The sequence below is a fragment of the Nonomuraea antimicrobica genome, from assembly GCF_039536965.1.
Taxonomy (GTDB): Bacteria; Actinomycetota; Actinomycetes; order Streptosporangiales; family Streptosporangiaceae; genus Nonomuraea; species Nonomuraea antimicrobica.
Window position 1 is genome coordinate 1 of record NZ_BAAAZP010000217.1, and the last position, 25646, is coordinate 25646.

Here is a 25646-nt window from a genome sequence, read left to right on the forward strand (position 1 = left end):
GAGGGTGTGGGAGAGTAGGTCACCGCCGGACAATCTTTCAGGAAGGGCCTGACACGGTTTCACGTGTCGGGCCCTTCCTGCGTTTCCGGGCATCTCTTCTTCTTTGCTGGTGGGTTGTGGGGGAGGGGGGCGGTTGTTGTGTCCGTCTGGTGTTGGGGGTGTGTGTTGTGGTGGGGCCTGGCCGGGGTGGCTGGGCCTTTTCTGTTTCCTGGGGTTGTTGCTCGGTGGCTCTGGGTTCTGGGGGCGGTCTTGACAGGGGTGGGTGTGGTGTTGTGGTGGCTCTGGGGCTGGTGCGGTGTGGCTAGGTGCTCTTGTGGGTGTGGCTAGGTGCTCTTCTGGGTTTGGCTGAGGCTGAGCTGGATGGTTCCCCAAGGAGGGGCATGTGCTTGCCTTTCTGGTAGGGGCTCAGGTCTGGGAGCGTGCTCTTGTTTCTGGGAGGGTGTCTCGGGAGCTGTCTGGGCGGAGAGGAATTCCGCCATACGGTTGGGCGATCGATGCGCCGTTCGGTGAGGTTTTAGATGGTGGAGTTCCTAGACGACCAAACCTCCTGTCTGTCTCGCCGGAGGAAGGGTGCCATTGCTTTGGTCGTGGTCGACATTGCCGTCGGGGTCGTGGCCCAGGTGGTGTTTGTGGTGGCGGCTTGCCCTGGCGTTCTGGTTCGACGGTGAGGGCCGATACGACCAGGTGGTGGTTCCAGGGGGATCGGCAACACCGGTCGTGGCTGGGTAGTGGTCGACGTTCGAGGTGGGTCATGGCTCGATGGCTTTGGGACCTGTGGATTGGTGCCCGGGCCCGGATGCTGGGTCCGGAGCTGTCGTCGGTTCGCTCTCTGCCGAGGATGATGCGAGGGTCGGAGACCTCAGGGGGCACGGAGGGGGCCGACGGTGGCGGCGAGGCGGTTCGTTGTCGGGGCTGAGGCTCGGGGTTGGGGTGTGGTTTGGCTACGGGGTGAGGACGTCGAGGGTGTCCAGGTGGGGATCGTCTCCGGTGATGTGCGCGGTGCTGGGTGCCTCCACCGGGTGGCTTTGACGTCGGCCGGCTCGGAGGGGCTCTCTGGCGGACGCCGACGAGCTGTGGTGGCAGAGGGTGTCATGCAGAGAGGGTGAGCGGTGGTGTCTCGTTGGGGAGGCCTGTTGCGTGCTACCGGGTGGGGTGCTCGTTCGGCTGTGTGAGGCGTGGTCGCCTGTGGAGCGGAGTTGGGTTGGGATTGCGTCGGATCGTCGGAGGGTGTGGCTTGGTCCGTTCGGATCGATGGGCTGGTGGATGAGGGTGGATGGAGTTGTGAGGGCCTGTGGTTCTCGGTGGTGGTTGCCGATTTGGCGTGTTGCCCGGGCAGATGCTGCGAAGCTGGTTCGCTTTGGTGGTCACGGCGTCTAGCGGTGTCTTGCCTCACGCCACCTTCTTCGCGGTGGGTGGCTTGTAGGGCGGTTGGCGAACCGGGTGGTGTGAGGGGTGACTTCGGTCGCTTGCGAGGGCCTGGGGTAGCGGCTCGGGGATGATCGATGGATTTGTGTGTGACGGGCCCGGGTTGGATCTGGGGTGGGGTCAGACGTGTAGGGTGCCGGAGGTTACGGTTACCGCTTTGCCTGCCAGGTGGACGCGGTCGTAGGCGTGGGTGACGTGGACCAGGCCGCCCCGGGGGGAGAGTTGGGCGCCCGTGAGGGAGAGGCGGCCGAGGCGGGCCGACCAGTACGGGGCCAGGGCGCAATGAGCCGAGCCCGTCACCGGGTCCTCCGGGACGCCGACGTTGGGGGCGAAGAAGCGGGAGACGAAGTCGGTCTCCGTGCCTGGGGCCGTGACGATGACGCCTCTCGCGTCAAGGGCGGCAAGAGCGGCGATATCGGGGGCCAGCGAGCGTACCGTTTCCGCTGACTCCACCTCCACCAGCAGGTCGAGCTGGCTTTTTCCGACGCGTACCGGGGCGGCCCCGAGCGCTTTCTCCAGGCCCTCGGGAACGGTGGCAGGGGTCACGTGCTTGGCCGGGAAATCCATTGTGATCATGCCGTCGGCGCGTCGATTCACGGTAAGGGTGCCGGAGGCGGTGCTGAATTCGAGCTGTCCCGTCGCCGCCCCGGTCGAATAGAGCGCATGCGCGGTCGCCAGAGTGGCATGACCACAGAGCGTGACCTCTACGGTTGGGGTGAACCAGCGCAGTGAATCTCCGAGCAGGAAGGCCGTCTCGGAGAGGTTCATCTCGGCCGCTACGCTCTGCATCCACTGTGCAGTAAGCGGAGTCTCCAGCAGGCAGACCGCTGCGGGATTACCCTTGAAAGCTGTGTCGGTGAAGGCGTCGACCGTGAAGACTCGCATGAGGGTCGATGGTATACGGGGGTCGGATATCGAGCTGCAAGCAGGCTGCAAGCCGTACAAAATGGAATTAGGGCTGGGCGTGTCGCGTGGCGAATGCGGAATCGTCGGTTACCGTCCAATGTGTAGGGACGTGCCGATTACGGTGAGTTCCTGAGGAAAGGACAAGCCGATGGGGGCTGTGCGCAAGGTGGTGAGCTACCTTGGCCTGAGCGGGGTCGATCACTACGACGAGGGCTATGACGACGACGAGCACTACGAGGACGAATACGTCCCCGCGACGGAGCGGGCCGCCCGGCGGTGGCGCGCGAACGTCGACTCGTCGCGGATCGTCATGGTTCAGCCGCTCAAGTACAACGACGCGCCGTTGATCGGCCAGCATTTCCGCGACGGTCAGACGGTGATCATGGATGTCACGGGCATGCCGATGTCCGAGGCGACGAGAATGGTGGACTTCGCCGCCGGGCTGGCCTTCGGGTGTGAGGGGCGTATCGAGCGTATTGCTGAGCGGGTCTTCCTGCTCGCCCCGGCGCATGTGGAGATCGAGACCTCTTGAGCGTAGGGCGTCTGGGACGCAGGGGTCGGGCTGGTTGCACAGGACTGCCTGAGTGCGGAGGGGCGGCGGCTACCAGCGGCTGAGGAATGGAGCCGCTGGGGCGTCACGGCCGCCGCTGATAGGGCGGTCGTGATGGTGGGTTCCTGGCTGGTGGACGGCGCGTGGGCACGGTGCCGTCGACGGGTGTGCGGGAGCCGGGCCGTCGCTGGGCGGTGTGTGGGCCGCGCCGGCGCCGGGTGTTCGACTGTCCTTTCTTGGGTGTGGGTGAGCTGGACCTGTCGCTGGGCGTGTGATCGTTACTCGGGTGTGCGGGAGCTGGGCCCGTTGCTGGTTTTGTGGCCGCTACTGGGCGTGCGTGGGCCGGGCCCTCGGCAGGGCGGCCCTCGGTCGGCAGGTGGGCGTCAGCGGGCGGTGCGTGAGCTGGGCTCTCGGCGGGTGGCGCGGGGCCTGATCCTCCGTAGGCGGTGGGGGAGCCGGGTTCTCAGCGGGCGGTGCGGGGCAGGGTTTTCAGTGAGCGGCGCCGGGCCGGGTCCTCAGTGGGCGGCGCGGGGGCCGCGGCGGACCAGGCGGCTCAGTTCTGCCGCGTCGGTGGCGGCCTGCTTCGCCCGGGTCTCCGACTCCCGGGCGTAGGCGTGCAGGGCCCACACTGCCCCCTCTGCCAACTCCTTGAGCTCGCTGACCTGGGCGGCCACGTAGCGGGCGTCCGCTTCGGCGAGTTTGCGGCGTTGCCAGAGCTGCCAGCCGGCCAGGCCCATCATGGCCACCGCGGCCGCCCCGAGCAGGCGGCTGGCGAACGCCGCCCCGATGAGGCAGGCCACCCCGGCGACGATGAGGACCATGGCGGCCCACGGCCGTCCGCGTGGCACCACGCCCTCGGTGAGGATCGCCTCCTCGGCCGCGGCCAGTGAAGCCTGGTCGGGGCCCTCTGGGCGCAGGTGGATGCGGTGGCCGAGCAGCGGGACGGTCAGCGTGGCCGGTGGTTCGAGGCGGCTGTCGGCCTCGAGCTCTTCGGCCACCCCGCGCAGGATGGGCGCCGCCACGTGCAGCGCGATCGCCGCGAGGTGCGGGTCGGCGCCGGGCCGCAGGTCATCCAGCAGGTACGTGCTCAGCGACGCCATCGGCCCGGCCGGCCCACCCTGGCCGATCAGCGTACGGAGTACGGCGAGCGGCTCGTCCTCGGCCCAGGACGTGGCCGGGCGGCTGCCGGAGCTGTTGTCCAGCGGCGCGGCGGAGTCATGCTCGGCCTGCCGCGCCGAGGTGATCTCCGCGCACCTGCCGCGCAGCCTGGCGAGGCGGGCGGCGGCCACGGAGGGCCGGGCCAGTTCGGGGATCTCCGCCATCTCCGGGAAGTCGGCCAGTGACGGCGGCACCACGACCGAGGGCTCGCCGGGTACGAGTGCCTGCACCCACTGTGCGGGGTCGGTGTGCTTCTGGATGGCGAGGGCGTCGAGCTTGCGCAGGACGAAGATCTTGCCGGCGGGCCCGTACGCGCCCCGGGCGGCGGCCAGCCAGAGCGAGCGCTGGCCGTGCGTGACCGGGTGGTCGAGTGACAGCTCGCCGAAGGCGGTGCCGAGCCAGGAGGCGTGGATGCGGCTGCCCTGCCCGGACACCGCGAGGGCCAGGCAGAGGAAGAGGGCGGTCTGTTGCTGGTCGCGACCGGCGGCCTTGCTCAGCGGTTCGAGCGGGTCGTCACCGGCGAGGATGGCGACCAGCGCCTCGACGGCCGGTGGCAGCCAGTAGCCGGGTACGTCGCTGAAGCTGGGTGCGGCCGGTGGCGCGGTGCCCTTGGCGGCGAGGTGCGCCAGCAGCGCCTCGGCATAGCGATGCAATTCGGTCGCTGCTGGGGGGCTCGCAGTCAGGTCCGTGCTCAAGGCAGAGAACTCCCCCATTTCGGCCTCAGTTCATGACCGCGTAAAGCCTAGCCGTTGGGGCGCGCCAACTCGGTGGAGGCGCGCCCACGACGGTACGGGAGACTTTGAGCCAACTGCCTGTTTACATGCGCTCGGGGACAGGGACGCCGAGCAGACCGAGCCCGGTCTCCATCACCCGCAACGTCAGCGCGCACAGGGCGAGCCGGGAGTCGCGGGTGGCCGGCTCGACGCCGTCTTTGAGCACGGGGCACTGCTCGAAGAAGTCGGTGAAGGCCGAGGCGGTGGCGTAGAGGTAGGCGCACAGCCGGTGTGGCTCGCTGAGGGCCGTGGCCTGTTCGAGCACCGCCCCGAAGCCGAGCAGTTGCAGGGCCAGGGCGCGTTCGGCGGGCTGGCCGAGCGCGATCGGGCCGGTGGCCGTGGCCGGGTCGACCTCGCCGCGGCGGAAGATCGAGCGGATGCGGGCCTGCGCGTACTGCAGGTAGGGGGCGGTGTTGCCGGTGAAGGCGAGCATGCGGTCGAAGTCGAAGACGTATTCGCTGTCGTGGCTGACCGACAGGTCGGCGTATTTGACCGCGCCGGTGCCGACGGCGTGGGCGATCTCCTTCTGGGTCGCCTCGTCGTAGCCCCGTTCGGCGATCGCGGCCGTGGCCCGGTCGACGGCCTCCTGGAGCAGGTCATTCAGCTTGACCGACTCGCCGGACCGGGTCTTGAACCGGCGGCCGTCCTTGCCCAGCATCATGCCGATCTGGATGTGCTCGGCCGAGACCGCGTCGGGCAGCCAGCCCGCCATCCGCGCGGCGGCGAACACCATGCGAAAGTGCAGCGCCTGGTCGGAGCCGACGACGTAGAGGATGCGGTCGGCCTTGAGGTCGTGGACGCGGTAGCGGATGGCCGCCATGTCGGTGGTGGCATAGCCGTAGCCGCCGTCGCTCTTCCTGATGATGAGCGGCAGCGGCTTGTCGTCGGAGCCGGTGAAGCCGGGCGGGAACACGCAGAGCGCGCCCTCGCTGATCTCCGCCGCCCCGGACGACTCAAGGTCGTCGCACGTCTTCTGGAGCATGGGGTTGTACATGCTCTCGCCCGCGATGTCGGCGTCGGTGAGCGTGACGCCGAGCAGGGCGTAGATCTTGTTGAAGTAGCGGACGGTGGCGTCCATGAACAGGTGCCAGAGCCGCATCGTGGCGGGGTCGCCCGACTGCAGGGTGCTCACCCGCACCCGCGCGCGCGTCTTGAACCCCTCGTCCTGCTCGAACTTGGCCCGGGCCGCCTGGTAGTACTCCGTGCCCATGCCGGCCTCTAGCTGCGCGACCGCGGCCTCCTCGCCGATGTCGAGGAGGTGCTCGATGAGCATGCCGAACGGGGTGCCCCAGTCGCCCAGGTGGTTCTGCCTGATGACGGTGTTGCCCAGGTGCTCGTGCAGGCGGACCAGCGAGTCGCCGACGATCGTGGTGCGCAGGTGGCCGACGTGCATCTCCTTGGCCGCGTTGGGCGCGGAGTAGTCGATCACCACGGTCTGGGCCGGCGTGCTCGTGGTGACTCCCAGCCGCGGGTCTGCCAGCATCTCGCCGGCCTCGGCGGCGATCCACGAGTCGTCGAGGGTGATGTTGAGGAAACCGGGGCCGCTCACCTCGACCGTGCCGGGGAATTCGGACAGCTCGGCCCTGATGGCCTCGGCGACCTCCCGCGGGCTCCGTCCCAGTCGCTTGGCCAGGCTCATCGCGACGTTCGCCTGGAAGTCGGCGAACTGGGACGGCCGGATCAGCGGATCTGCGTCGGCGTGCTCTGAGCCGAACGCGCGGGCCAGCGCCTGCTGGACGCGCTCGGTGAGCACTATCTGCGGGTCGGTCATGGTCTAAGGGTACCGGCGAGCCTGACCGCCACGCTTATCATTACCGCCGCCACGATCGAGATGCCGACGGCGGTCAGGTCGTTGCCGAGATCGCCGGGTTCGAGGGCGAAGAACTCCCTGACGAAGGGCAGCGTCAGGCCGATCGCGAACAGCACCGCCATGGCCCCGACCAGCCCCGCCCGCCACCAGGTGAGCGGCCTGGCGATGAGCACCAGCACCCACCAGGTGGTGAGGAAGAGCGTGATCACGGCCGCCGTCTGGTCTTCGAGCAGGGTGGAGACGCCCCTGTGCGCGGCCCAGAACGACAGCAGCACGGCCGCCGCGCACAGCACCCCGGCCGGTACGGCGAAGCGCAGCACCCGCGGCACGAACCCGGGCTTGGAGCGCTCGATCGTGGGCGCCAGCGCGAGGAAGAACGCCGGGATGCCGATGACCAGGGCGTTGACCAGGGTCGAGTGGCGCGGCGCGAACGGGAACTGCAGGCCGGCCACGCCGACGAGCAGCGACAGCACGATCGCGTAGAAGGTCTTGGTGAGGAAGAGGTTGGAGACGCGTTCGATGTTGGCCAGCACGCGCCGGCCCTCGCCCACGACGTGCGGCAGCGTGGCGAACTTGTCGTCCAGCAGCACCACCTGCGCCACGGCCTTGGTGGCCGGGCTGCCCGCGCCCATGGCGATGCCGAGGTCGGCGTCCTTGAGCGCGAGCACGTCGTTGACGCCGTCGCCGGTCATGGCGACGGTGTGGCCGCGCGCCTGGAGCGCGGCCACGAACTCCCGCTTCTGCTGCGGGCTGACCCGGCCGAAGACGGTGTGCTCGTCGAGCAGCCGGCCGAGCTTGCCGGGGTCGTCGTGTGGCAGGGCGCGGGCGTCGACGGAACGTTCGCCGCCGGGGATGCCCAGGCTGGTGGCGATGGCCGAGACCGCCACCGGGTTGTCGCCGGAGATCACCTTGACCGTCACGCCCTGCTTGGCGAAGTAGCTCAGGGTCTCGCGGGCGTCGGGCCTGATGCGTTGCGCGAGGGTGACGAGCGCGACGGGCTCGACGGTCGCGTCGCCGCGTTCGGTGCCGGACAGGCTGTCGGTACGGCACAGCACCAGCACCCGGCTGCCCGTGGTGGCCAGCTCGGCGGCCCTGTCGAAGCTGTCGCCGCCGCGCAGCAGCACGTCGGGCGCGCCCAGCACCCACGTGCCGCGCTCGCCGAAGTCGGCCCCGCTCCACTTGCGGGCCGAGGAGAACGGCACGGTCGAGCGGGCCGTCCAGCCGTCGGGGGCGGCGGGGTGGCGGGCGCGGATGGCCTGGGCGGTGGCGTTGGGCCGGTCGTCGAGGCCGGCCAGGGCGGCGAGCGCCTCATCGACGGGCTCGCCGTCGCGTACGGGCAGCACCTGGTCGAGGTCCATGCCGCCGGCCGTGAGCGTGCCGGTCTTGTCGAGGCAGAGCACGTCGACCCTGGCCAGGCCCTCGATCGCGGGCAACTCCTGGACCAGGCACTGGCGCCGGCCCAGGCGTACGACGCCGACGGCGAAGGCGATCGAGGTCATCAGCACCAGGCCCTCGGGGATCATGGTGACGATGCCCGCGACCGCGCCGGTGACGGCGGTGCGCAGGTCGGCCGAGTTGTGGAGCTGGCTGTAGATCAGCAGGGCGCCGATCGGGATGACCAGCCAGGTGATGTACTTGATGAAGTTCGCCACGCCGGCGCGCAGCTCGGAGTGGGCCAGGTGGAACTTGCTGGCCTCCTCGGCGAGCTTGACGGCGTACGCGTCGGTGCCGACCCTCGTGGCCACGAACGCGCCCGAGCCCGCGACCGCGAAGCTGCCCGACAGCACCTGGTCGCGCGGCTGTTTGTGCACCGGGTCGGCCTCGCCGGTCAGCAGCGACTCGTCCACCTCGAGCCCGTCGGAGTGCACGACCTCGCCGTCGACGAGCAGGCGGTCGCCGGGGCCGAGCAGGATCAGGTCGCCGAGCACGATGTCGCGGGGGTGGATCTCGCGCTCGGCGCCGTCGCGGCGCACGCGTACGGGGGCCTCGTTGATCACCGCCAGCCGGTCGAGCGTCCGCTTGGCCCGCAGCTCCTGGATGATCCCGATCAGCGCGTTGGCCACGATGACCAGCCCGAACAGGCCGTCCTGCCACTCGCCGAAGATCAGGATCAGCGCCCACAGGATGCCGATGACCAGGTTGAACAGGGTGAACACGTTCGCCCTGAGAATCGCGCTCAGCGACCTGCTCGACCGGCGCGGGACATGGTTCGCCTTCGCCCCCGCGACCTGCGCCGAAGTGAGCCCAGACGCCACTGAGGTGAGCCCGTCCACATAACCCCCCGTATCTGTGGATCGCAGTCACCCTAAGGCTTCGCGGCTCCCGGCGGGAGCGACTTAGGTCTTTACCAGAGCCGATGGGAGCGGCCGGTGGCGGCCATCCGGTCGCCGATCGTGGACACGACCCCGGCCGCCGCGATGTCGGCGGCGAGCCGGCACGCGGCGCTGATCCCCTGGGCCCTGGACGAGCCGTGGGCGATGACGACGGTGCCGTTGAGGCCGAGCAGCACGGCGCCGCCGTACGCCTCGGGGTCGAGGCGGCGGCGCAGGTCGCGGATGCGCGAGCGCTGCATGAGAGCGCCCAGCCGGGCCAGCCTGCTCTCCTCGACCGCCTCCCTCAGCTCGGCGAAGGCGTAGCGGACGGCGCCCTCCACGGTCTTGAGCGCCACGTTCCCGGTGAAGCCGTCGGTGGTGATCACGTCCACCTTGCCGGTCAGCAGGTCGTGGCCCTCGACGTTGCCGACGAAGTTCAGGCCGGTGGTGCCCTGGAGCAGCTCGTGCGCCCGCCTGACGAGCTTGTCGCCCTTCTCGGCCTCGCTGCCGATCGTGAGCAGGCCCACCCTGGGCTCGTGGATGCCGTGGGCCAGCTCGGCGTACGTGGCGCCGAGCTGCGCGAACTGCACCAGCATCTCCGGCTTGACCTCTGCGTTGGCGCCGGCGTCGAGCAGCACGGTGGGCGTGGGGAGGGTGGGGAACGCGACGGCGATGGCCGGTCTGAGCACCCCCTGCTGGCCCTTGAGCCGGAGCCTGCCGGTGGCCACGATGCCCGCAGTGGATCCGGCGGACACGACCGCGGCCGCGTCGCCGCGGCGTACGAGGTGGCAGGCGATCGCGATGCTGGAACGGGGGCGGCGCAGGCTGGCCAGCGCGCCCTCGTCCATCGCCAGGGCCTCCTCGGCCCGGACGATCGGGACCTCCTTGGTGGCGTCGTGGTCGGCCAGCGCCTCGTAGAGCACGCGTGGGGCGCCGACGAGCACGACGGACAGGCCGCGCTCGCGTACGGCGTGCACCGCTCCGGCCACGATCTCGTGCGGTGCGTGGTCGCCGCCCATGGCGTCGACCGCGATGGGCCTGCTGTCGGACAATGATCACCTCGTACGGCATCGAGCCCGCCGTCACGGCTTGGCCGGAACGCGGGCTCGGTATGTCCGCATCGCAGGCAAGGCAGGTGTCAGGTTAACCGGCGGGTAGGCCCTGATGGTTCCCGCTGAGCGGCCTTCCAGTCCTGACCTGCGTCAGTGGAGGTTCCAGTCGTCCTTGCCGCGCGTGACGATCACCTTGGAGAACGCCGACGAGCCCGTCAGCCTGATCAGCGGGCCGTCGGTCCCCGGGCCGCCGCCCGTCACGTTGCGCTTGCCGAAGGCAGAGCTGCCTTCGTCGATCACGTGGGCGTTCTCCGGCACGCGAATGATCATCTTGCTGAAGCGCGCGTGGGTCCTGATCGTGATCTCGCGCCCGGGCAGCACGGCGTCCGACAGGTCGATGATGAGCGCCCCGAAGTGGGCCGACAGCGCGATGTTCCGCGAGGCCACCCAGCGGCCCTTGCGGACCATCTTGCTGAACTTCGAGTGGATGACCTGCCGCTCGACGGCGGCGGGCACCCCGGACGCGGACACCTCGGGCAGGTCGCGGGTGAGGGGGACGAGCTCGCCGACCGTCTTGGCCGTGTAGGCGACGTCGAGGCGGTCGGCGAGCTCGGCGCTGGTGAGTCTTCCTGTGGCGAGTGCCTCGCCCAGCACCGCGGCGACGTGGTCGCGGTCGGCGTCGGAGGCGCGCAGCTCCGGATCCTGGGTCATGACAAGTCAGTGTATGCCAAAACGAGATATGTCGCGAGTGTCCGTGAACCTCAGGGAAAACTTGGAGGCCAGCGGAACCGGTGACAGCAGTGTGCGCGTCCGGGTATTAAGGACCGTAGACGCGCGACAGGGTCGTGAGGTTTACGCCCGATCGAACAAAAAAGATGGGAACGGCCTAGTGATCTTGAACCAGGCAGGCACGCGACGCTTCCGGGCGTACACGTCCAAGCACCTCGACCAGCTCCTGCAGCGTGCGGGGCTGGGGGACGACGAGCGGCTCAAGGTCCGCGCCGTCGCCACGGTGCTGCCCTTTCGGACCAATGCCTACGTCGTCGATGAACTCATAGATTGGTCGGCCGCGCCCGACGACCCCATTTACCGGCTGGTCTTCCCGCAGGAGGACATGCTGCCCGCCGCGGACGTCGCGCGGCTGGCCGACCTGCTGAAGGCCGAGGCGCCCAACGCCGAGATCCAGGCCGAGGCGAACCGCGTACGCGCACAGCTCAACCCCCACCCCGCGGGGCAGAAGGAGCTCAACGTCCCGAAGATCGGGGACGAGTCCGTCCCTGGCATGCAGCACAAATATCCTGAGACTGTACTGATCTTCCCCAAGCAGGGGCAGACCTGTCACGCCTACTGCACCTACTGCTTCCGGTGGGCGCAGTTCGTCGGCGACGCCGACCTCAAGTTCGCCTCGGACGACATCGACCAGATGGTCGGTTACATCCGCCGGCATCCCGAGGTCACCAGCGTGCTGATCACGGGCGGCGACGCGATGATCATGGGTGAGCCCGTGATCAAGCGATACATCGAGCCGCTGCTCGAGCTGGAGCAGCTCGAGTCCATCAGGATCGGCACCAAGGCGCTGGCCTACTGGCCGCAGCGCTTCACCACCGATCCCGACGCCGACGACACCCTGCGCCTGTTCGAGCGGGTGGTGGAGTCGGGCAAGAACCTCGCGTTCATGGCCCACTTCTCGCACCCGCGCGAGCTGGAATCGACGCTGGTCGAATCGGCGGTCAAACGCCTTCTCGGCAGCGGGGCCACGATCAGGACCCAGGCGCCGTTGATCAGATCCATCAACGACGCCCCCGACGTGTGGTCGGACATGTGGCGGCGTCAGCTCCGGTTGGGGATGATTCCCTATTACATGTTCGTCGAGCGCGACACCGGGCCGCAGGATTACTTCGCGGTGCCGCTCGCGCGGGCGTACGAGATCTTCAGGGACGCCTATTCGAGAGTCTCCGGGCTCTGCCGCACGGTGCGCGGGCCGTCGATGTCGGCGACGCCGGGCAAGGTGTGCGTCGACGGGGTCACCGAAATCGCCGGTGAGCGGGTCTTCATGCTCCACTTCATCCAGGCCCGCGATCCCTCGCTGGTGGGGCGGCCGTTCTTCGCGCGTTACGACCCGTCGGCGGTGTGGCTGACGGATCTGCGCCCGGCCCTGGCCGACCGTTTTCCGTTCGAGCCGGCCGAAGCCCTGCTGCCCGCCTGATCGGCCGCGCGCGTCCCTCCGCGGCCGCATGAATTCGCGCCGCGGCCCGTCACATTTGTTTTCGCGACCCTTTGTGCACGGGCCGGCGGCGCCCCTCCGCGCGGCGCGTACGAGTGCGCGCATTATTGGAAACAAGACCCTCCTATTTCCGTTTTGTCTCTCCGCTCAACGCTCTCCCTTTACTCGGTAACCGAGCTGCAAACCCCGGCTACATGGGCATTCATGCGCCTGCGGCCGATCAATCCGAGTGATAGAACTGCTTCCGTAGCTCAGCCGTAGCGGCACGCTTCGTGTGGTGCCCATAGCGCGTTCGCCACGGCAAACGGGGGTTATCGATTCGCATTTCCATCGCATTCGAGAGCGATCGATCACGAGCCGGGAAGGCAATCATGAAGCGAGTAGTCAAGACGGCGATCGCCGTCACAGCATTCGGCTTGGCGGCGGCGGCGATGGCCGTGCCGGCGCAAGCGGAAGTTCACTCCAACACCGCCAGGTACGCGCCCATCGACGGGCCGGGCGGAGGCACCACTGCAGCCAGCCCGCTCGGGGGCCTGCTCGGCGGCCTGGTCGGGAACGGCCTGCTGAGCGGCCTGCTCGGCGGGTCGCAGCCCAAGTCCGGCGCGGCCCAGATGACCGAGGCCGAGCGCGACGCCGCCAGCGAGAACATGGCGGAGTCCATCGCCACGGCCAACGCGTTCGAGGACGTCACGCGCACCGGTGGCCCGCTGCCCGAGCTGTCGCCCATCGTCATGGGCATCCCGCTCGGCGGGAGCGGCCTGACCAAGTCGCTGCCGCTGCCGGTCCTGTCGGGCGCCGCGCGTATGGCGGAGCCCGCCACGCCCTCCGTCAAGGCGGGCAAGCAGGGGCAGAGCCAGGCCACCGTCGAGGGCGCCACCGTGCGCGGCACGTTCGGCGCGGTGACCGGCACCCTGGAGTCGTCCGTCGGGGGCGCCGCGCACAAGCTGTACGCCAGCGGCCTGCTGCCGTCGTCCGGCATCGGCTTCGTCGGCACCGGCGACGCCACGTCCAAGACCCTGAGCGGGACCACCCAGGGCGTGGCCGGCCTGTCGGCCGACTCCGCCGTGGCCGGGCTCACCGAGGCCGCCAGGCGCGCGCTGCCGCACGCCTCCAGCGGCGAGCTGTCGCCGATGGTCGGACGGGTGGCCCCGGCCGAGATGGCACCCGTCGTGGAGGCACTGCCCGCCACCTCGCAGGCCATCGCCATGGACGAGCTCACCCCGCTCGTCGAGAGCAGCTCGTCCTTCGTCGCGGCCCGCGGGACCAAGGCCGCCGGCTCGTACAGCGACGTGATCACCGCCCTGGGCTGGACCACCGACGCGCTGACGAGCTCGGTGCGGAACTCCTGGGCTCGCGACTAGGCCGCGATGAACGCGCTGATGAGCGAGGCCGGCCTCGGGGCCGGGCAGGACGGTTCGCGGGCGTCACAGGTGCCGACGCCCGAGCATCGGCCCAGCCGGTGACCTAGGCGGTCCGTTCGTGCGCTCCAGCAGTTCCTCGACGGCGTGCACTCCCATGACCGGCGCCCCCTGATCGAACGGGGTCGCCCGGTCGGAGCCCATGGCCGCGGTCCGGACCGGGCTCCGCTGATCGGGACGCCGTCACACTGACGCGGCAGGCCACACGGGGCGCCCAAAGGTGCCGGGCGCCCGTTGGCACTTCCGCGCGTGGGTTGCTGAGCCCCCGCCACCAGCGGGTGGTCTCATGACGGGCTTGGGCGGACGCGCCCGTGCCCGGGGCGCGCTCGCGTATCCGCGCCGCCACTGCAGGGCAGCGGCGCCACGCGAGCCCCGCCCCCGCCGTCGGCCCCACCCCGGGGCCGGCGGCGATTCGCGTTTCCTTGGGCGGCTCGCCGCCCAGGACCTCATCCCCGGTCGGCCGCCTTCCCGTGGCGCGCCTCGGGACGGCCCATGACGGTGTAGCCGCTCCCGGACGGGCCCGTGAGGTGGTGTCGCCGCCTCCAGAAGGGCCCGTGGGGCGGTGTGCCGCCCCCGGACGAACGTCGAGGCGGTGGGCGCTACAGGCGCCCCTGTGATCCTTTCAGCGCCTCCCGACGGTCTCGGGGCGCTGCCGAAGCGCTGCCGAGAATCCTCAGGGCCTTGCCGAGAAGGCTCAGGGCAGGCGGACGCCTGTGCGGCGGGCTATCTGGGCCTGCAGCCTGGCCATCTGCCAGTGCAGCTCCAGAAGCTGCTCCGCGAGCTGCAGTCTCGGGATCTCGGTCACGTCTTCGGTGGCCAGGTGGTCAATCGCGGCCGAAAGCTCTCCCATCGCGCGCCCCCACTCCATCACCGTTCCTCAGCTCGAATTGACGTTCGAATCCTATCGGAACGGCAGTTGCCCTGTCAGTCTTTTGCCTCTCCAGCCGCGTCCGTTTCGCACACAAGATCGAATTCGGGCATGAAAAAACCTCCGCACTCGGGCGGGGGAACGCCCTGGCGGAGGTAGGAGTGGTGGTCGGGGGTCAGCCCTTGTTGTAGGCGGCGATGACTTCCTTCGGGTCGCCGTCCATCTTGACCTTGCCCTTGTGCAGCCAGATGACCCGGTTGCAGGTCTCCTCGATGACCCGGAGGTCGTGGGCCACGAGGAAGACCGTGCCGGCCGACTCGCGGATCTGGCGGATGCGCTGCTCGCTCTTCTTGCGGAACTCGCGGTCGCCGGTCGCCAGGGCCTCGTCGATGAGCAGGACGTTGTGCGTCTTGGCGGAGGAGATGGCGAAGCGCAGGCGGGCGCCCATGCCGGAGGAGTAGGTGGACATGGGGAGCTGGACGAACTCATCGATGCCGGAGAAGTCGACGATCTCCTGGTATTTCTCCCTGACCTCGGTGGGCGTCATGCCCATGGCGTAGCAGCCGAGGACGATGTTGCGCTCGCCGGTCAGCTCGCGCATGAGCGCCGCGTTGACGCCGAGCAGCGAGGGCTGGCCGTCGGTGTAGACGGCGCCCTTGTGCGGGGGCAGCAGGCCCGCGATGGCGCGCAGCAGGGTGGACTTGCCCGACCCGTTGCGCCCCACGATGCCGATGGCGTCGCCGTGGTAGGCCACGAAGGTCACGCCCTTGACCGCGTGGACCTCTTTCATCTGCGGGCGGCCCTGGCGCTTCAGCACGCGCGTGACCGCGTTGACCGCGTTGCCCTTCTCGGCGTCGGAGGCGGCACCGTAGACGCGGTAGACGATGTGGAGGTCGTCGACGATGACGGTGGGAGTGCCCGTGGGCGCTTCGAAGGGCCGCTTGCCCGAAGGCTCCGGGGCGGGATGCACCTTCACATCCTTACCGGGGGCGGTGGGCTTGTCGGCCTTCACCTGTGACAGCTCCTTGGTCAGTTCAGCCACGCCCGTACCTCTCCTCGGACCGCCAGAAGTACCAGAAGCCGAAGCCGAGTGCGAACACCGCCCAGAATACGCAAGACATCCACACCATCGGCGGGGGGTGGTGGCCGAACTGGGGGTTGTGCGTAGTGATGAGGATCTCGCGCATCCACTCGATGAACGAGGCCGCCGGGTTGAGGTACATCGCGTTGGCCACCCACTGGGGCAGCTCTGCGGAGTTGACGACCTTGTCCTGGATCGAGAAGAACACGCCTGAGGCGTAGAGCCAGGTGCGGGTGATGAACGGCAGCAACTGGTTGAGATCGCGCATCGTGGCGCCGAGCCGCGCGATCACGAGGCCGGCGCCGATGTTGAACATCGTCTGCAGGAGGAGCACCACGGGGATCATGAGCCAGAACCACGTGGGCCACTCGCCGGTGAAGACCACGAGGACGAGCAGCACGCCCATGGAGATGGCGAGCTGCTGCAGCTCCTGGATCGTGTACGCCAGCGGCAGCGACGCCCGGGGGAAGTGCAGCGCCCTGATCATCGACAGGTTGCCCGAGATCGACTTCGCGCCGGCGGTGACCGTTCGCTGCGTGTAGGTGAAGATGAACATGCCGGTCAGCAGGAACGCCGGATAGTTCGTGATGTTCTTGCCGCCGCCCAGGATGAGGCCGAACATCAGGAAGTAGATGGCGGCGTTGAGCAGCGGGGTCAGCACCTGCCAGAGCTGGCCGAGCGCCGAGCTGGAATATTTCGTGACGTTGCGCGAGGTCGCGTACGTCAGGATGAAGTGACGGCGCTGCCATAGCTGGCGCACGTAGACAGGAAACCTCGGCCGTGCGATGGCACGGCGAAGGCCGTATCTCTTGGCGAGCTTGGCCAGCGGCTCCTGCCCGCTTCGGCCGCCCGCCTGGGCGTCCGCTACAGCGGATTCCGGCTGGCTCATGGCAAGGACTCTATTGGATCCCGGTCGGTGGGGTGCCTGTCGTGAGGGTTCGCGACGGACAGTTGGACGGTGCCTTCGGACGCCGGGTTCCAAGGCGTCGTCAAGACCTGCTCAACCGTAGCCCAGCGAGCCGGGGTGTGCTGGCAAGGGCGCGACTGTGGTCGTGTAGTGGGTATTTTTCATCGACTGTTCACGTCCAGGACCTTCCCGTCAGAGGTGATTTGCGCCGTTTGCGAATCATCGGGCTAAATGTCTGTGACGTTGGATAGGCGTACGTGTGACCGAACTGCAACGCGCCAGAGACTCCCTGGTGGCAAGTAGTGAGGGATAGTCGCGATCGACTGGCAGGGCGTCGGCTGGTTTGACCAGGTCAGCCAAATCCGGAGGGATACCAGGAACCCACCGTCAGGCTGCGCATGATCACTGCAGCTCAGCGCTAGGCGCCCACCTGTAGAGGGAGGAATTCTTTCACCATGCGTGTTACTAAGGGCGCACAGATCGTCGCCGGTACCGCGCTGCTCGCCCTCGCGGTTGCCGCGTGTGGCGGCGGTGCCACGGACAACGGTGGCACTGCCGCGGGCGGGGGCGGAGAGACGCCGGTCCGCATGGAGGTCGGCGAGCCTCAGGAGCTCCTCGTCCCGCAGAACACCTCTGAGACCGAGGGTTCCGAGGTACTCGCGGCCGTGTTCTCCCCGCTCGTCCGCTACGACGAGCAGAAGCAGCCGGTCGAGGAGGCGGCGGAGTCCATCACCACGACGGACAGCAAGGTCTGGACGATCAAGCTGAAGTCCGGCTACACGTGGCACGACGGCACCGCCGTGACCGCCGCCGACTACGCGCGCGCGTGGAACTACGCCGCCCTGCAGGACAACGCCATGAGCGCGTCCTACTTCTTCGGCCGCGTGGACGGCTATCTGGACGTGCACCCGGGCGAGGGCAAGACGCCGACGACCAAGGAGATGAAGGGTCTCAAGGTCGTCGACGACAGCACGCTCGAGGTCACGCTCACCGCGCCGTTCTCGCAGTTCAAGACCATGCTGGGCTACACCGCCTTCTACCCGCTGCCCCAGTCGGCGCTCGGCCCCGACGGCAAGATCACCCAGGCGTTCGGCGAGAAGCCGATCGGCCAGGGCCTGTTCAAGCTGGACAAGCCCTACAAGAAGGGCACCGACCAGACGATCGACATGTCGGTCTACGACAAGTACACCGGCAAGAAGCCGACCGGCTGGACGAAGCTCCAGTTCAAGGTCTACACCAGCTCCGAGACCGCGTGGAACGACCTGCAGGCCGAGAACCTGGACATCCACGACTCCCTGCCGGCCACCGCGATCTCCACGGCCAAGTCCGTGCTCGGCGACCGCTACTTCGACGAGCCCGACGCCGCCATCGGCTACATCGGCGTGCCGCTGCGGTACAACAAGGAGTTCGACAACGTCGACATCCGCAAGGCCATCTCGATGGCCATCGACCGCAAGACGATCAGCGACACGGTCTTCTCCGGCACCCGTGCACCGGCCGACGACTTCATCAACCCGGCCATCCCCGGCTACCGTCAGGGCGCCTGCGAGGCGTGCACGTACAACCCGGCCGAGGCCAAGAAGCTGTACGAGTCGGCCAACGGGCCCAAGACCATGGAGCTCGGCTACAACGCCGACGGCGGTCACAAGGAGTGGATCGAGGCCGTCGCCAACAACCTGCGCGCCAACCTGGGCATCGAGGTCACGCCGAAGCCGTTCGAGAAGTTCCAGGGCATCCTGGACGCCCTCGACGCCAAGGAGTACAAGGGCCTGTTCCGCATGGGCTGGTCGATCGACTACCCGTCGGCCGAGAACTACCTGACCCCGATCTTCGGCACCGGCGCCATCGGCACCGGCTCCAACTATGGCGGCTACTCCAGCAAGGAGTTCGACGACCTGGTGGCCAAGGGCGACCAGGCGGCGGACGCCGCCGAGGGCCTGAAGTTCTACCAGCAGGCGGGCGACATCCTGATCAAGGAGCTGCCGTACATCCCGGTCTACTTCTACCGCAGCAACTACGGGCACTCCACGAAGATCAAGAACGTCAAGCTCAACCTGCTCAACCAGGTCAACTGGGCCGACATCGAGAAGGCCTGACGTCATTCGCGAGGTGGACGGCACTTGCCGTCCACCCGTCGAAGGGCTGAGCTTGGAGGCAGTCACTCGAGCCGGGTAAATCACGGACTCAGGGGGGCTGCCTCCAAGTGCGTACCGGAGGGCTGGAATGGGCCGATATGTCATTAGGCGTTTGATCCAGGCGATACCCGTCCTGCTCGGCGCCACGCTACTCATCTTCTGCATCGTCTTCGCGCTGCCTGGTGATCCCATCGCGGCGATGTTCGGAGACAAGCGCCCGGACCCGGCCGTGGCCGAGGTCCTGCGCGAGCAATACCACCTCAACGACCCGCTGCTGCTGCAGTACTGGTACTACATCAGCGGGGTGCTCCTCCACGGGGACTTCGGCGTGAACTTCGCCGACGTCCCGGTCTCCCAGATCATGGCGGGCAAGTTCCAGGTCACGCTGAACCTGGCGCTGGTGGCCCTGCTCATGGAGGCCGTCATCGGCGTCGGCCTCGGCCTGTGGGCGGCGCTGCGCCGCGGCAAGTCCACCGACACCGTGATCCTCGCCTCGACCCTGCTGCTGATCTCGGTCCCGACGCTGGTGACCGGCTTCGTGCTGCAGCTCGTTCTGGGCGTGAAGCTCAAGCAGTGGACCGGCCTGGACATATTCCCGGTCGCGGGCACGTTCGCGGGACTGCGCAGCTACCTGGTGCCCGGCTTCGTGCTGGCCGGGGTCTCGGTCGCGTACCTGACCAGGCTCACCAGGACGAGCCTGGTGGAGACGCTCAGGGCGGACTACATCCGCACCGCCACGGCCAAGGGGCTGTCCAGACGCCGCGTCATCGGCAGGCACGGCCTGCGCAACGCCTTGATTCCGCTGGTCACCTATCTGGGCGCCGACCTCGGCAACCTGATGGGCGGCGCGGTGATCACAGAGACGATCTTCAACCTCCCGGGGATTGGCAATCAGCTCTTCACGTCGGTTTACTTGCGGGAACAGCCGGTTGTCGTGGGCATCGTCACCGTTCTGGTGCTGATCTACATCCTGGCCAACCTGGTCGTCGACTTGTTGTACGCCGTGCTAGACCCGAGGATCCGCTATGAGTAACCCAACCCCGCCGGTCGGGCCGGGACTCCCGGAGACCCAGACGCTGGTCTCGGACACGGCGACCGCACCGGCGCCGGCACGTGAGGGCAGGCAGGACAAGAGCAACAAGCCCGCCAGCCTGTGGTCCGACGCCTGGTACGACCTCAGGCGCCGGCCGATGTTCATCATCTCGGTGATCATCATCCTGATCCTGCTGGTGATGTCGTTCTGGCCGTCGCTGTTCACCTCGATCGACCCGTTCAACGCCAGGACCTGCGACCTGTCCACGGCGCGTCAGGGGCCCAGCGCCGGCCACCTGTTCGGCCGGGACAACCAGGGTTGCGACGTCTACGCCAGGACGATCTACGGCGCCCGCAACTCCATCGTGATCGGCGTGCTGACCACGCTGATCACCACGCTCGTCGGCGGGCTGCTCGGCATCATCGCCGGCTTCCGCGCCGGCGTGGTGGACACGGTCGCCTCGCGCGTCACGGAGATCTTCTTCGCCATCCCCCCGATCCTCGGCGCGCTGCTGATCGCGGCCACGTTCCGCGGCCGGGCCAACAGCATCCTGCTGGTGATCATCGCGCTGGCGGTGCTCGGCTGGCCGATGACGTACCGCATCATGCGGGCCGCCGTGATCACGGCGAAGAGCCAGGACTTCGTGGTCGCGGCCAGGGCGCTGGGCGCGGGAGCGGGCCGGATCATGTTCCGCCACCTGCTGCCGAACTCGCTGGCCCCGGTCATCGTCGTGGCCACGATCAACCTGGGCAGCTTCATCGCGGCCGAGGCCGCGCTGTCGTTCCTGGGCGTCGGCGTGCAGTCGCCGGACATCTCGTGGGGCCTGATGATCGCCGACGCGCGCAACAGGTTCCTGGAGGCGCAACTGCCGCTGGTGTTCCCCGCCGTGTTCCTGAGCGTCACCGTGCTCGCGTTCATCATGATGGGCGACGCCGTACGCGACGCGCTCGACCCGAAGCTCAGGTAGGAGGGGGGATCAAGTGAAGAAGACGTCCGCGGATGTGTTGCCGGCCGAGGGAGGGCTCGGCGACGAACCGCTGCTCGCGGTCGACGACCTGCACGTGGAGTTCAACACGCGCGCGGGGGTCGTCCGCGCGGTCAACGGCGTGAGCTACTCGGTCGGCCCCGGCGAGACGCTGGCGGTGCTGGGCGAGTCGGGTTCGGGCAAGTCCGTGACGGCCCAGGCCATCATGGGCATCCTCGACATGCCGCCCGCGGTCATCCCCAAGGGGGAGATCCGCTTCAGGGGCACCGACCTGCTCAAGCTGTCGGAGGAGGCCCGCACCCAGGTGCGCGGCCAGCGGATCGCGATGATCTTCCAGGACGCGCTCTCCGCGCTCAACCCGGTGTTCACCGTGGGCTGGCAGATCAGCGAGATGTTCCGGGTGCACCGGGGCATGTCCAGGGGCGACGCCATGAAGAAGGCCGTCGAGCTGATGGACAGGGTCCGCATCCCGGCCGCCCGGCAGCGGGTGCAGGACTACCCGCACCAGTTCTCGGGCGGCATGCGCCAGCGCATCATGATCGCCATGGCGATCGCGCTCGACCCCGAGGTGCTGATCGCCGACGAGCCCACCACGGCGCTCGACGTGACCGTGCAGGCACAGATCATGGAACTGCTGGCCGAGCTGCAACGCGAGAGCCAGATGGGCCTGATCCTGATCACCCACGACCTCGGCGTCGTGGCGGACGTGGCCGACAAGATCGCGGTCATGTACGCGGGGCGCATCGTCGAGCACGCCCCGGTGTACGACATCTACAAGGCGCCGGCGCACCCGTACACGAAGGGCCTGCTGGACTCGATCCCCAGGGTCGACCTCAAGGGCCAGGAACTGTACGCGATCAAGGGGCTGCCGCCCAACCTGCTGAACCTGCCGGACGGGTGCTCGTTCCACCCGCGGTGCCCGTACCGGCAGGACAACTGCGTGTCCGACGTCCCCCAGCTCTACGAGATCAGCGGCACGCGCAACAGCGCCTGCCACTACTGGAGGGAGGTCCTCGATGGCGAACGACAGTGAGCGCATCCTCGAGGTGCGCGACCTGGTCAAGCACTTCCCGCTCACCCAGGGGATCCTCTTCAAGAAGCAGATCGGGGCGATCAAGGCCGTCGACGGCGTGTCGTTCGATCTGAACAAGGGCGAGACGCTGGGCATCGTGGGCGAGTCGGGCTGCGGCAAGTCCACGCTCGCCAAGGTCCTGATGGCGCTCGAACGGCCCACGTCGGGCTCGGTGAAGATCAACGGCAGGGACATCGCCAAGGCGGAGGGCGGCGAGCTGAAGCGCATGCGCCGCAACATCCAGATGGTGATGCAGGACCCGTACACCTCGCTGAACCCCCGGATGACGGTCGGCGACATCATCGGGGAGCCGTACGAGATCCACACGGAGGTCGCGCCCAAGGGCGACCGGCGCCGGCGGGTGCAGGAGCTGCTGGAGGTGGTCGGGCTCAACCCCGACCACATCAACCGCTACCCGCACCAGTTCTCCGGCGGCCAGCGGCAGCGCATCGGCATCGCCCGCGGGCTGGCGCTGCAGCCGGAGATCATCGTCTGCGACGAGCCGGTCTCGGCGCTGGACGTGTCGATCCAGGCGCAGGTCATCAACCTGCTGGAGCGGCTGCAGAACGAGTTCAACCTCGCCTACATCTTCATCGCCCACGACCTGTCGGTGGTGCGCCACATCTCCGACAGGGTGGGGGTGATGTACCTGGGCAAGTTCGTGGAGCTGGGCAAGGACGCCGACATCTACGACAAGCCCGCTCATCCGTACACGCAGGCGCTGCTGTCGGCGGTGCCGGTGCCCGACCCCGACGGGCGGGAGCAGCGTGAGCGAATCATCCTTCAGGGTGACCCGCCGTCTCCGGCCAACCCGCCGAGCGGGTGCCGGTTCCGTACGCGGTGCTGGAAGGCGCAGGAGATCTGCGCGGAGCAGGAGCCGCTGCTGCAGATCCGGTCGGGGACCGGACACGAGAGCGCCTGCCACTTCGCAGAGACGCACGACGTGGTGCACGTGGGCTGATCCGGCCCCGTGCCCCATGGCACAACGGCCCCCGGGAGGTCTTCTCTCGGGGGCCCGTCGTGTCAGGTCGTGGCGATGACGGCGGAGCCGTGGCCGAACAGGCCCTGGTTGGCGGCCAGGCCCACGCGGGCGTCCGGCACCTGGCGCGCCCCCGCCGCGCCCCGTAGCTGCGTCGTCAGCTCGCAGAGCTGGGCGATGGCCTGGGCGGGGATCGCTTCGCCGAACGAGGCCAGACCGCCCGACGGGTTCACCGGGATCCGGCCCCCGAGCGCGGTCTCGCCGGAGCGCAGGAGCTTGTCCGCCTCGCCGGCCGGGCACAGCCCGAGGTCCTCCGTCCAGTCGAGCTCCAGGGCCGTCGACAGGTCGTACACCTCGGCCAGCGACACGTCCCGGGGTCCCGCCCCCGCCTCCTCGTACGCCGCGTGCGCGAGCGCCGCCCTGAAGGGCCTCTCCGGCGCGGGAACGGCGGCACAGGAATCCGTGGCGAAGTCGGGCAGCTCCAGCACCGTGTTCGGGAAGACCGGCGTGACCGTGGACACCGCGGCCAGCCGGACGTACCGGGTGGCGTGGCGGCGCGCGTACGACTCCGACGTCAGCACCACCGCGGCGCCGCCGTCCGAGGTGGCGCAGATGTCCATGAGGCGCAGCGGGTCGGCCACCATGGGGGAGGCGAGCACCTCCTCGGCCGTGACCGGCCTGCGGTAGCGGGCCATCGGGTTGAGCGAGCCGGCCAGCGCGTTCTTGACCTTGACGGCCGCGAAGTCGGCGGGGGTCGAGCCGTGCAGGGCCATGCGGCGGCGCGCGTAGAGCGCGAAGTACGCCGGGTTGGCGGCCCCGAGCAGACGGAACCGCAGCCAGTCTGGATCGTCGGGCCGGTCGCCGCCCACCGGCGCGAAGAAGCCCTTGGGCGCCGCGTCCGCCCCGACCACGAGCGCCACGTCGCACATCCCGGCCAGGATCCTGGTACGCGCGATGTCCAGCGCCTGGGCCCCGGACGCGCAGGCCGCGTAGCAGGAGGCGACCCTGGCGCCCGACCAGCCCAGCGCCCTGGCGTAGGAGGCGCCGGAGACGAACCCGGGGTAGCCGTTCCTGATCGTGTCGGCCCCGACCACGAACTGCACGTCCGTCCAGGCCAGCCCGGCGTCACGCAGGGCCGCGCGGGCGGCGGCCACGCCGTACTCCAGGAAGGGTCGGCCCCACTTGCCCCAGGGATGCATCCCGACGCCCAGCACCGCCACGCTCATGAGGCCCGCCCCCACATCCACACCAGCGGCCCGTCGGCCAGCGGGCCCGAGGTCAGCTCCAGCTCCATGCCCACCGCGAGCTGCTCCACGGTCAGGCCGCTGACCTGGCCGAGCACCACGATGCCCACCTCGTCGAGCTCGACCGCGGCCAGCGTCACCGGCTCGTACGGCTCGGCCGCCACGAACGGCGCCGGCGGCGGGTAGCAGGCGTTCGTGTACGACCAGACCCGCCCGCGCCGCGGCAGCCTGACGGTCTCGGTGTCCGTGCCCTCGCAGCGCGGGTTGGGGCACGAGCCGTGCCTGGGCGGGAAGCAGACCGTGCCGCAGCCCGCGCACCTGGTGCCGAGCAGGCGGGCGCCGTCCTCCTCGACGGTGAACCAGCCCTCGATCGCGTACGTCATAGCCGGAGTATCACACAAGCGCTTGTTAGGTTGAATCCCTCCCGCGGTGCCGCAGCACCACCCAGCCCGACATCGCCACCATCAGCAGCACCAGCCCCGCCACCACCGGCATCCTGGAGGCCGGTGCGGGCCCCGCGCCGAAGTACCGTCCCGGCCTGGGCGGCGCCGACGCCGGCCGGGCCAGCCGGTCGGCCTCCCGCAGGGCCAGCAGCGCGTTGGCCACGCCGTGCCCGTAGGCGGGGCTGTAGCCGCCGGGGGGCCGCCGCCTGGTGCCCAGCTCGATGGCCATCCGCACCTGGTGGGGCGACAGGCCGGGGTGGGCCGACCTGACCAGGGCCGCGATGCCCGCGACCGTGGCGGCGGCCGAGCTGGTGCCGTCGCCCACCACGTACGAGTCGTCGCCGTCGGCCGTCACGATCTCCGTGCCGGGGGCCACCACGGACAGGTAGTCCTGCCTGTTGGAGAAGGGGGCGACCGTCATCCGCCGGTCCACCGCGCCCACCGCGATCACGCCGGGGTAGGCGGCGGGGAAGTTCTTCCTGTTGCCGGAGTCGCCGTCGTTGCCCGACGAGGCCACCAGCACCGCGCCCTTGCCGATCGCGTACCGGACGGCCGCCTCCTCCGCCGCCGAGCCCTCCCATGCGCCGCTGCCGCCCCCGAGTGACATGCTGATCACGCCGGCGCCGTGGTCGGCCGCGTACCGGATGCCCTCGGCCAGCGCGTCGGAGCGGACGGAGGGGTTCATGGAGGGGTTCTTCGCGCGGCGCGGGTCGCCGTTCTCCAGCGTGACCCGTACCGACAGCACCTGGGCGGCGGGGGCCACGCCGATGACGCCCCTGCGGCCCCCGTCGTGCCGGCGTCCGGCGATCAGGCTGGCCATGGCGGTGCCGTGCGGCCCCCACGGCCCCCTTCCCGCCCCGGTCAGGTCGGGGCCCTGGATGATCGCGCCTTCCAGGTCGGGGTGGCGGGGGTTGACGCCGGTGTCGAGCACGGCCACCACCACGCCCTCGCCGCGGCTCGACCGCCACGCCTCGGGCAGGCGCAGCGCGCCGAGCTGCCACTGCCCGGCCCGCGCCGCCTCGCCGACGTCGTCGGCCGAGCCGGACGGCACGGGCTTCGCCAGTGCCGCGATCGTCCCCGGATCCATGAGCGCGCCCGCCATGAGTCCGGTCAGCAGGACGGGCGGGACGAGCTTCCTCATCGGGCCGGCGCCCGGTGCGGCGCTGCCGACCCCACGGGGACGGGCCGGTCGGCGGACAGGGCGGAGAGCAGCGTGACGTACAGGTGGTACACGACAACCTCGAGCGGGAGGGGAGGGACCTCCGATCGCT

At 69.2% G+C, this 25646-nt stretch carries 20 protein-coding genes; 8 read left to right on the forward strand and 12 right to left on the reverse strand.

Going from position 1 to position 25646, the window contains the following annotated elements:
* Nucleotides 1-1545 precede the first annotated feature (1545 nt).
* Nucleotides 1546-2310 (reverse strand): PhzF family phenazine biosynthesis protein, encoded by a 765-nt coding sequence (locus tag ABD844_RS46520; protein WP_344894203.1) that lies wholly within the window; start codon nt 2308-2310, stop codon nt 1546-1548.
* Between the two features lie 169 nt (nt 2311-2479).
* Between ABD844_RS46520 and ABD844_RS46525 the strand changes: the two genes are divergently transcribed.
* The gene (locus tag ABD844_RS46525; RefSeq protein ID WP_344894206.1) at nt 2480-2863 is read left to right on the forward strand and encodes a cell division protein SepF; all 384 of its coding nucleotides are present in this window, start codon (nt 2480-2482) and stop codon (nt 2861-2863) included.
* Nucleotides 2864-3396: 533 nt separating this feature from the next.
* Here the strand turns inward: ABD844_RS46525 and ABD844_RS46530 are convergent.
* From ABD844_RS46530 to ABD844_RS46550, 5 genes are all read right to left on the reverse strand, one after another.
* Nucleotides 3397-4692 (reverse strand): hypothetical protein, encoded by a 1296-nt coding sequence (locus tag ABD844_RS46530; RefSeq protein WP_344894209.1) that lies wholly within the window; start codon nt 4690-4692, stop codon nt 3397-3399.
* A gap of 163 nt (nt 4693-4855) precedes the next feature.
* Nucleotides 4856-6583, reverse strand: coding sequence for an arginine--tRNA ligase (gene argS / locus ABD844_RS46535; RefSeq protein ID WP_344894212.1), 1728 nt, complete (start codon nt 6581-6583; stop codon nt 4856-4858).
* Nucleotides 6580-8877 (reverse strand): HAD-IC family P-type ATPase, encoded by a 2298-nt coding sequence (locus ABD844_RS46540; protein WP_344894215.1) that lies wholly within the window; start codon nt 8875-8877, stop codon nt 6580-6582. Before ABD844_RS46540 ends, argS begins: the two co-directional genes overlap by 4 nt.
* Before the next feature lie 89 nt (nt 8878-8966).
* Complete coding sequence (plsX, locus tag ABD844_RS46545) at nt 8967-9986, reverse strand: phosphate acyltransferase PlsX (RefSeq protein WP_344894218.1); 1020 nt, start codon at nt 9984-9986, stop codon at nt 8967-8969.
* A 150-nt stretch (nt 9987-10136) separates the two neighbouring features.
* Nucleotides 10137-10697, reverse strand: coding sequence for a DUF1707 SHOCT-like domain-containing protein (locus tag ABD844_RS46550; RefSeq protein ID WP_344894221.1), 561 nt, complete (start codon nt 10695-10697; stop codon nt 10137-10139).
* Between the two features lie 178 nt (nt 10698-10875).
* Between ABD844_RS46550 and ABD844_RS46555 the strand changes: the two genes are divergently transcribed.
* Together ABD844_RS46555 and ABD844_RS46560 are read left to right on the forward strand one after the other, a co-directional pair.
* Nucleotides 10876-12192, forward strand: coding sequence for a KamA family radical SAM protein (locus tag ABD844_RS46555; RefSeq protein ID WP_344894225.1), 1317 nt, complete (start codon nt 10876-10878; stop codon nt 12190-12192).
* 389 nt (nt 12193-12581) lie between these two features.
* Entirely contained in the window at nt 12582-13571 is a 990-nt protein-coding gene (locus ABD844_RS46560) for a hypothetical protein (protein ID WP_344894228.1), read from the forward strand.
* 751 nt (nt 13572-14322) lie between these two features.
* Here ABD844_RS46560 and ABD844_RS46565 read toward each other — a convergent pair.
* From ABD844_RS46565 to ABD844_RS46575, 3 genes are all read right to left on the reverse strand, one after another.
* Nucleotides 14323-14478, reverse strand: a complete 156-nt coding sequence (locus ABD844_RS46565; protein ID WP_344894231.1) for a hypothetical protein — start codon at nt 14476-14478, stop codon at nt 14323-14325.
* Between the two features lie 193 nt (nt 14479-14671).
* On the reverse strand, nt 14672-15538 hold the full coding sequence (locus tag ABD844_RS46570) for an ABC transporter ATP-binding protein (RefSeq protein WP_344894234.1): 867 nt from the start codon (nt 15536-15538) through the stop codon (nt 14672-14674).
* Entirely contained in the window at nt 15531-16466 is a 936-nt protein-coding gene (locus ABD844_RS46575) for an ABC transporter permease (RefSeq protein ID WP_344894236.1), read from the reverse strand. Before ABD844_RS46575 ends, ABD844_RS46570 begins: the two co-directional genes overlap by 8 nt.
* A 473-nt stretch (nt 16467-16939) precedes the next feature.
* On the opposite strand from ABD844_RS46575, the gene ABD844_RS46580 reads away from it, so the two are divergent.
* The 5 genes from ABD844_RS46580 (at nt 16940) to ABD844_RS46600 (ending at nt 22670) form a co-directional block, all read left to right on the forward strand.
* Entirely contained in the window at nt 16940-18580 is a 1641-nt protein-coding gene (locus ABD844_RS46580) for a peptide ABC transporter substrate-binding protein (protein WP_344894239.1), read from the forward strand.
* Between the two features lie 127 nt (nt 18581-18707).
* Nucleotides 18708-19652, forward strand: coding sequence for an ABC transporter permease (locus tag ABD844_RS46585; protein WP_344894242.1), 945 nt, complete (start codon nt 18708-18710; stop codon nt 19650-19652).
* Entirely contained in the window at nt 19645-20619 is a 975-nt protein-coding gene (locus ABD844_RS46590) for an ABC transporter permease (protein ID WP_344894245.1), read from the forward strand. The genes ABD844_RS46585 and ABD844_RS46590 overlap by 8 nt, the downstream gene beginning before the upstream one ends.
* 13 nt (nt 20620-20632) lie before the next feature.
* On the forward strand, nt 20633-21670 hold the full coding sequence (locus ABD844_RS46595) for an ABC transporter ATP-binding protein (protein WP_344894248.1): 1038 nt from the start codon (nt 20633-20635) through the stop codon (nt 21668-21670).
* Nucleotides 21654-22670, forward strand: a complete 1017-nt coding sequence (locus ABD844_RS46600; protein WP_344894251.1) for an ABC transporter ATP-binding protein — start codon at nt 21654-21656, stop codon at nt 22668-22670. Before ABD844_RS46595 ends, ABD844_RS46600 begins: the two co-directional genes overlap by 17 nt.
* Nucleotides 22671-22732: 62 nt before the next feature.
* Here the strand turns inward: ABD844_RS46600 and ABD844_RS46605 are convergent, their stop codons facing one another.
* From ABD844_RS46605 to ABD844_RS46615, 3 genes are read right to left on the reverse strand one after another with little or no spacing between them, the layout of a single operon-like run.
* The gene (locus ABD844_RS46605; RefSeq protein WP_344894254.1) at nt 22733-23914 is read right to left on the reverse strand and encodes a lipid-transfer protein; all 1182 of its coding nucleotides are present in this window, start codon (nt 23912-23914) and stop codon (nt 22733-22735) included.
* A complete protein-coding gene (locus ABD844_RS46610) occupies nt 23911-24315 on the reverse strand; it encodes a Zn-ribbon domain-containing OB-fold protein (protein WP_344894257.1) in 405 nt (134 codons plus the stop codon). The genes ABD844_RS46605 and ABD844_RS46610 overlap by 4 nt, the downstream gene beginning before the upstream one ends.
* A gap of 25 nt (nt 24316-24340) precedes the next feature.
* The gene (locus ABD844_RS46615; RefSeq protein WP_344894260.1) at nt 24341-25516 is read right to left on the reverse strand and encodes a S8 family serine peptidase; all 1176 of its coding nucleotides are present in this window, start codon (nt 25514-25516) and stop codon (nt 24341-24343) included.
* Between the last annotated feature and the right edge of the window lie 130 nt (nt 25517-25646).

Coding starts and splice junctions, on each gene's coding strand:
- ABD844_RS46565 (WP_344894231.1), bottom strand. CDS start 14,478: ATGGGAGAGCTTTCGGCCGCGATTGACCACCTGGCCACCGAAGACGTG.
- ABD844_RS46550 (WP_344894221.1), bottom strand. CDS start 10,697: ATGACCCAGGATCCGGAGCTGCGCGCCTCCGACGCCGACCGCGACCAC.
- ABD844_RS46525 (WP_344894206.1), top strand. CDS start 2,480: ATGGGGGCTGTGCGCAAGGTGGTGAGCTACCTTGGCCTGAGCGGGGTC.
- ABD844_RS46585 (WP_344894242.1), top strand. CDS start 18,708: ATGGGCCGATATGTCATTAGGCGTTTGATCCAGGCGATACCCGTCCTG.
- ABD844_RS46615 (WP_344894260.1), bottom strand. CDS start 25,516: ATGAGGAAGCTCGTCCCGCCCGTCCTGCTGACCGGACTCATGGCGGGC.
- ABD844_RS46590 (WP_344894245.1), top strand. CDS start 19,645: ATGAGTAACCCAACCCCGCCGGTCGGGCCGGGACTCCCGGAGACCCAG.
- ABD844_RS46560 (WP_344894228.1), top strand. CDS start 12,582: ATGAAGCGAGTAGTCAAGACGGCGATCGCCGTCACAGCATTCGGCTTG.
- ABD844_RS46605 (WP_344894254.1), bottom strand. CDS start 23,914: ATGAGCGTGGCGGTGCTGGGCGTCGGGATGCATCCCTGGGGCAAGTGG.
- ABD844_RS46610 (WP_344894257.1), bottom strand. CDS start 24,315: ATGACGTACGCGATCGAGGGCTGGTTCACCGTCGAGGAGGACGGCGCC.
- ABD844_RS46600 (WP_344894251.1), top strand. CDS start 21,654: ATGGCGAACGACAGTGAGCGCATCCTCGAGGTGCGCGACCTGGTCAAG.
- argS (WP_344894212.1), bottom strand. CDS start 6,583: ATGACCGACCCGCAGATAGTGCTCACCGAGCGCGTCCAGCAGGCGCTG.
- ABD844_RS46575 (WP_344894236.1), bottom strand. CDS start 16,466: ATGAGCCAGCCGGAATCCGCTGTAGCGGACGCCCAGGCGGGCGGCCGA.
- ABD844_RS46520 (WP_344894203.1), bottom strand. CDS start 2,310: ATGCGAGTCTTCACGGTCGACGCCTTCACCGACACAGCTTTCAAGGGT.
- ABD844_RS46580 (WP_344894239.1), top strand. CDS start 16,940: ATGCGTGTTACTAAGGGCGCACAGATCGTCGCCGGTACCGCGCTGCTC.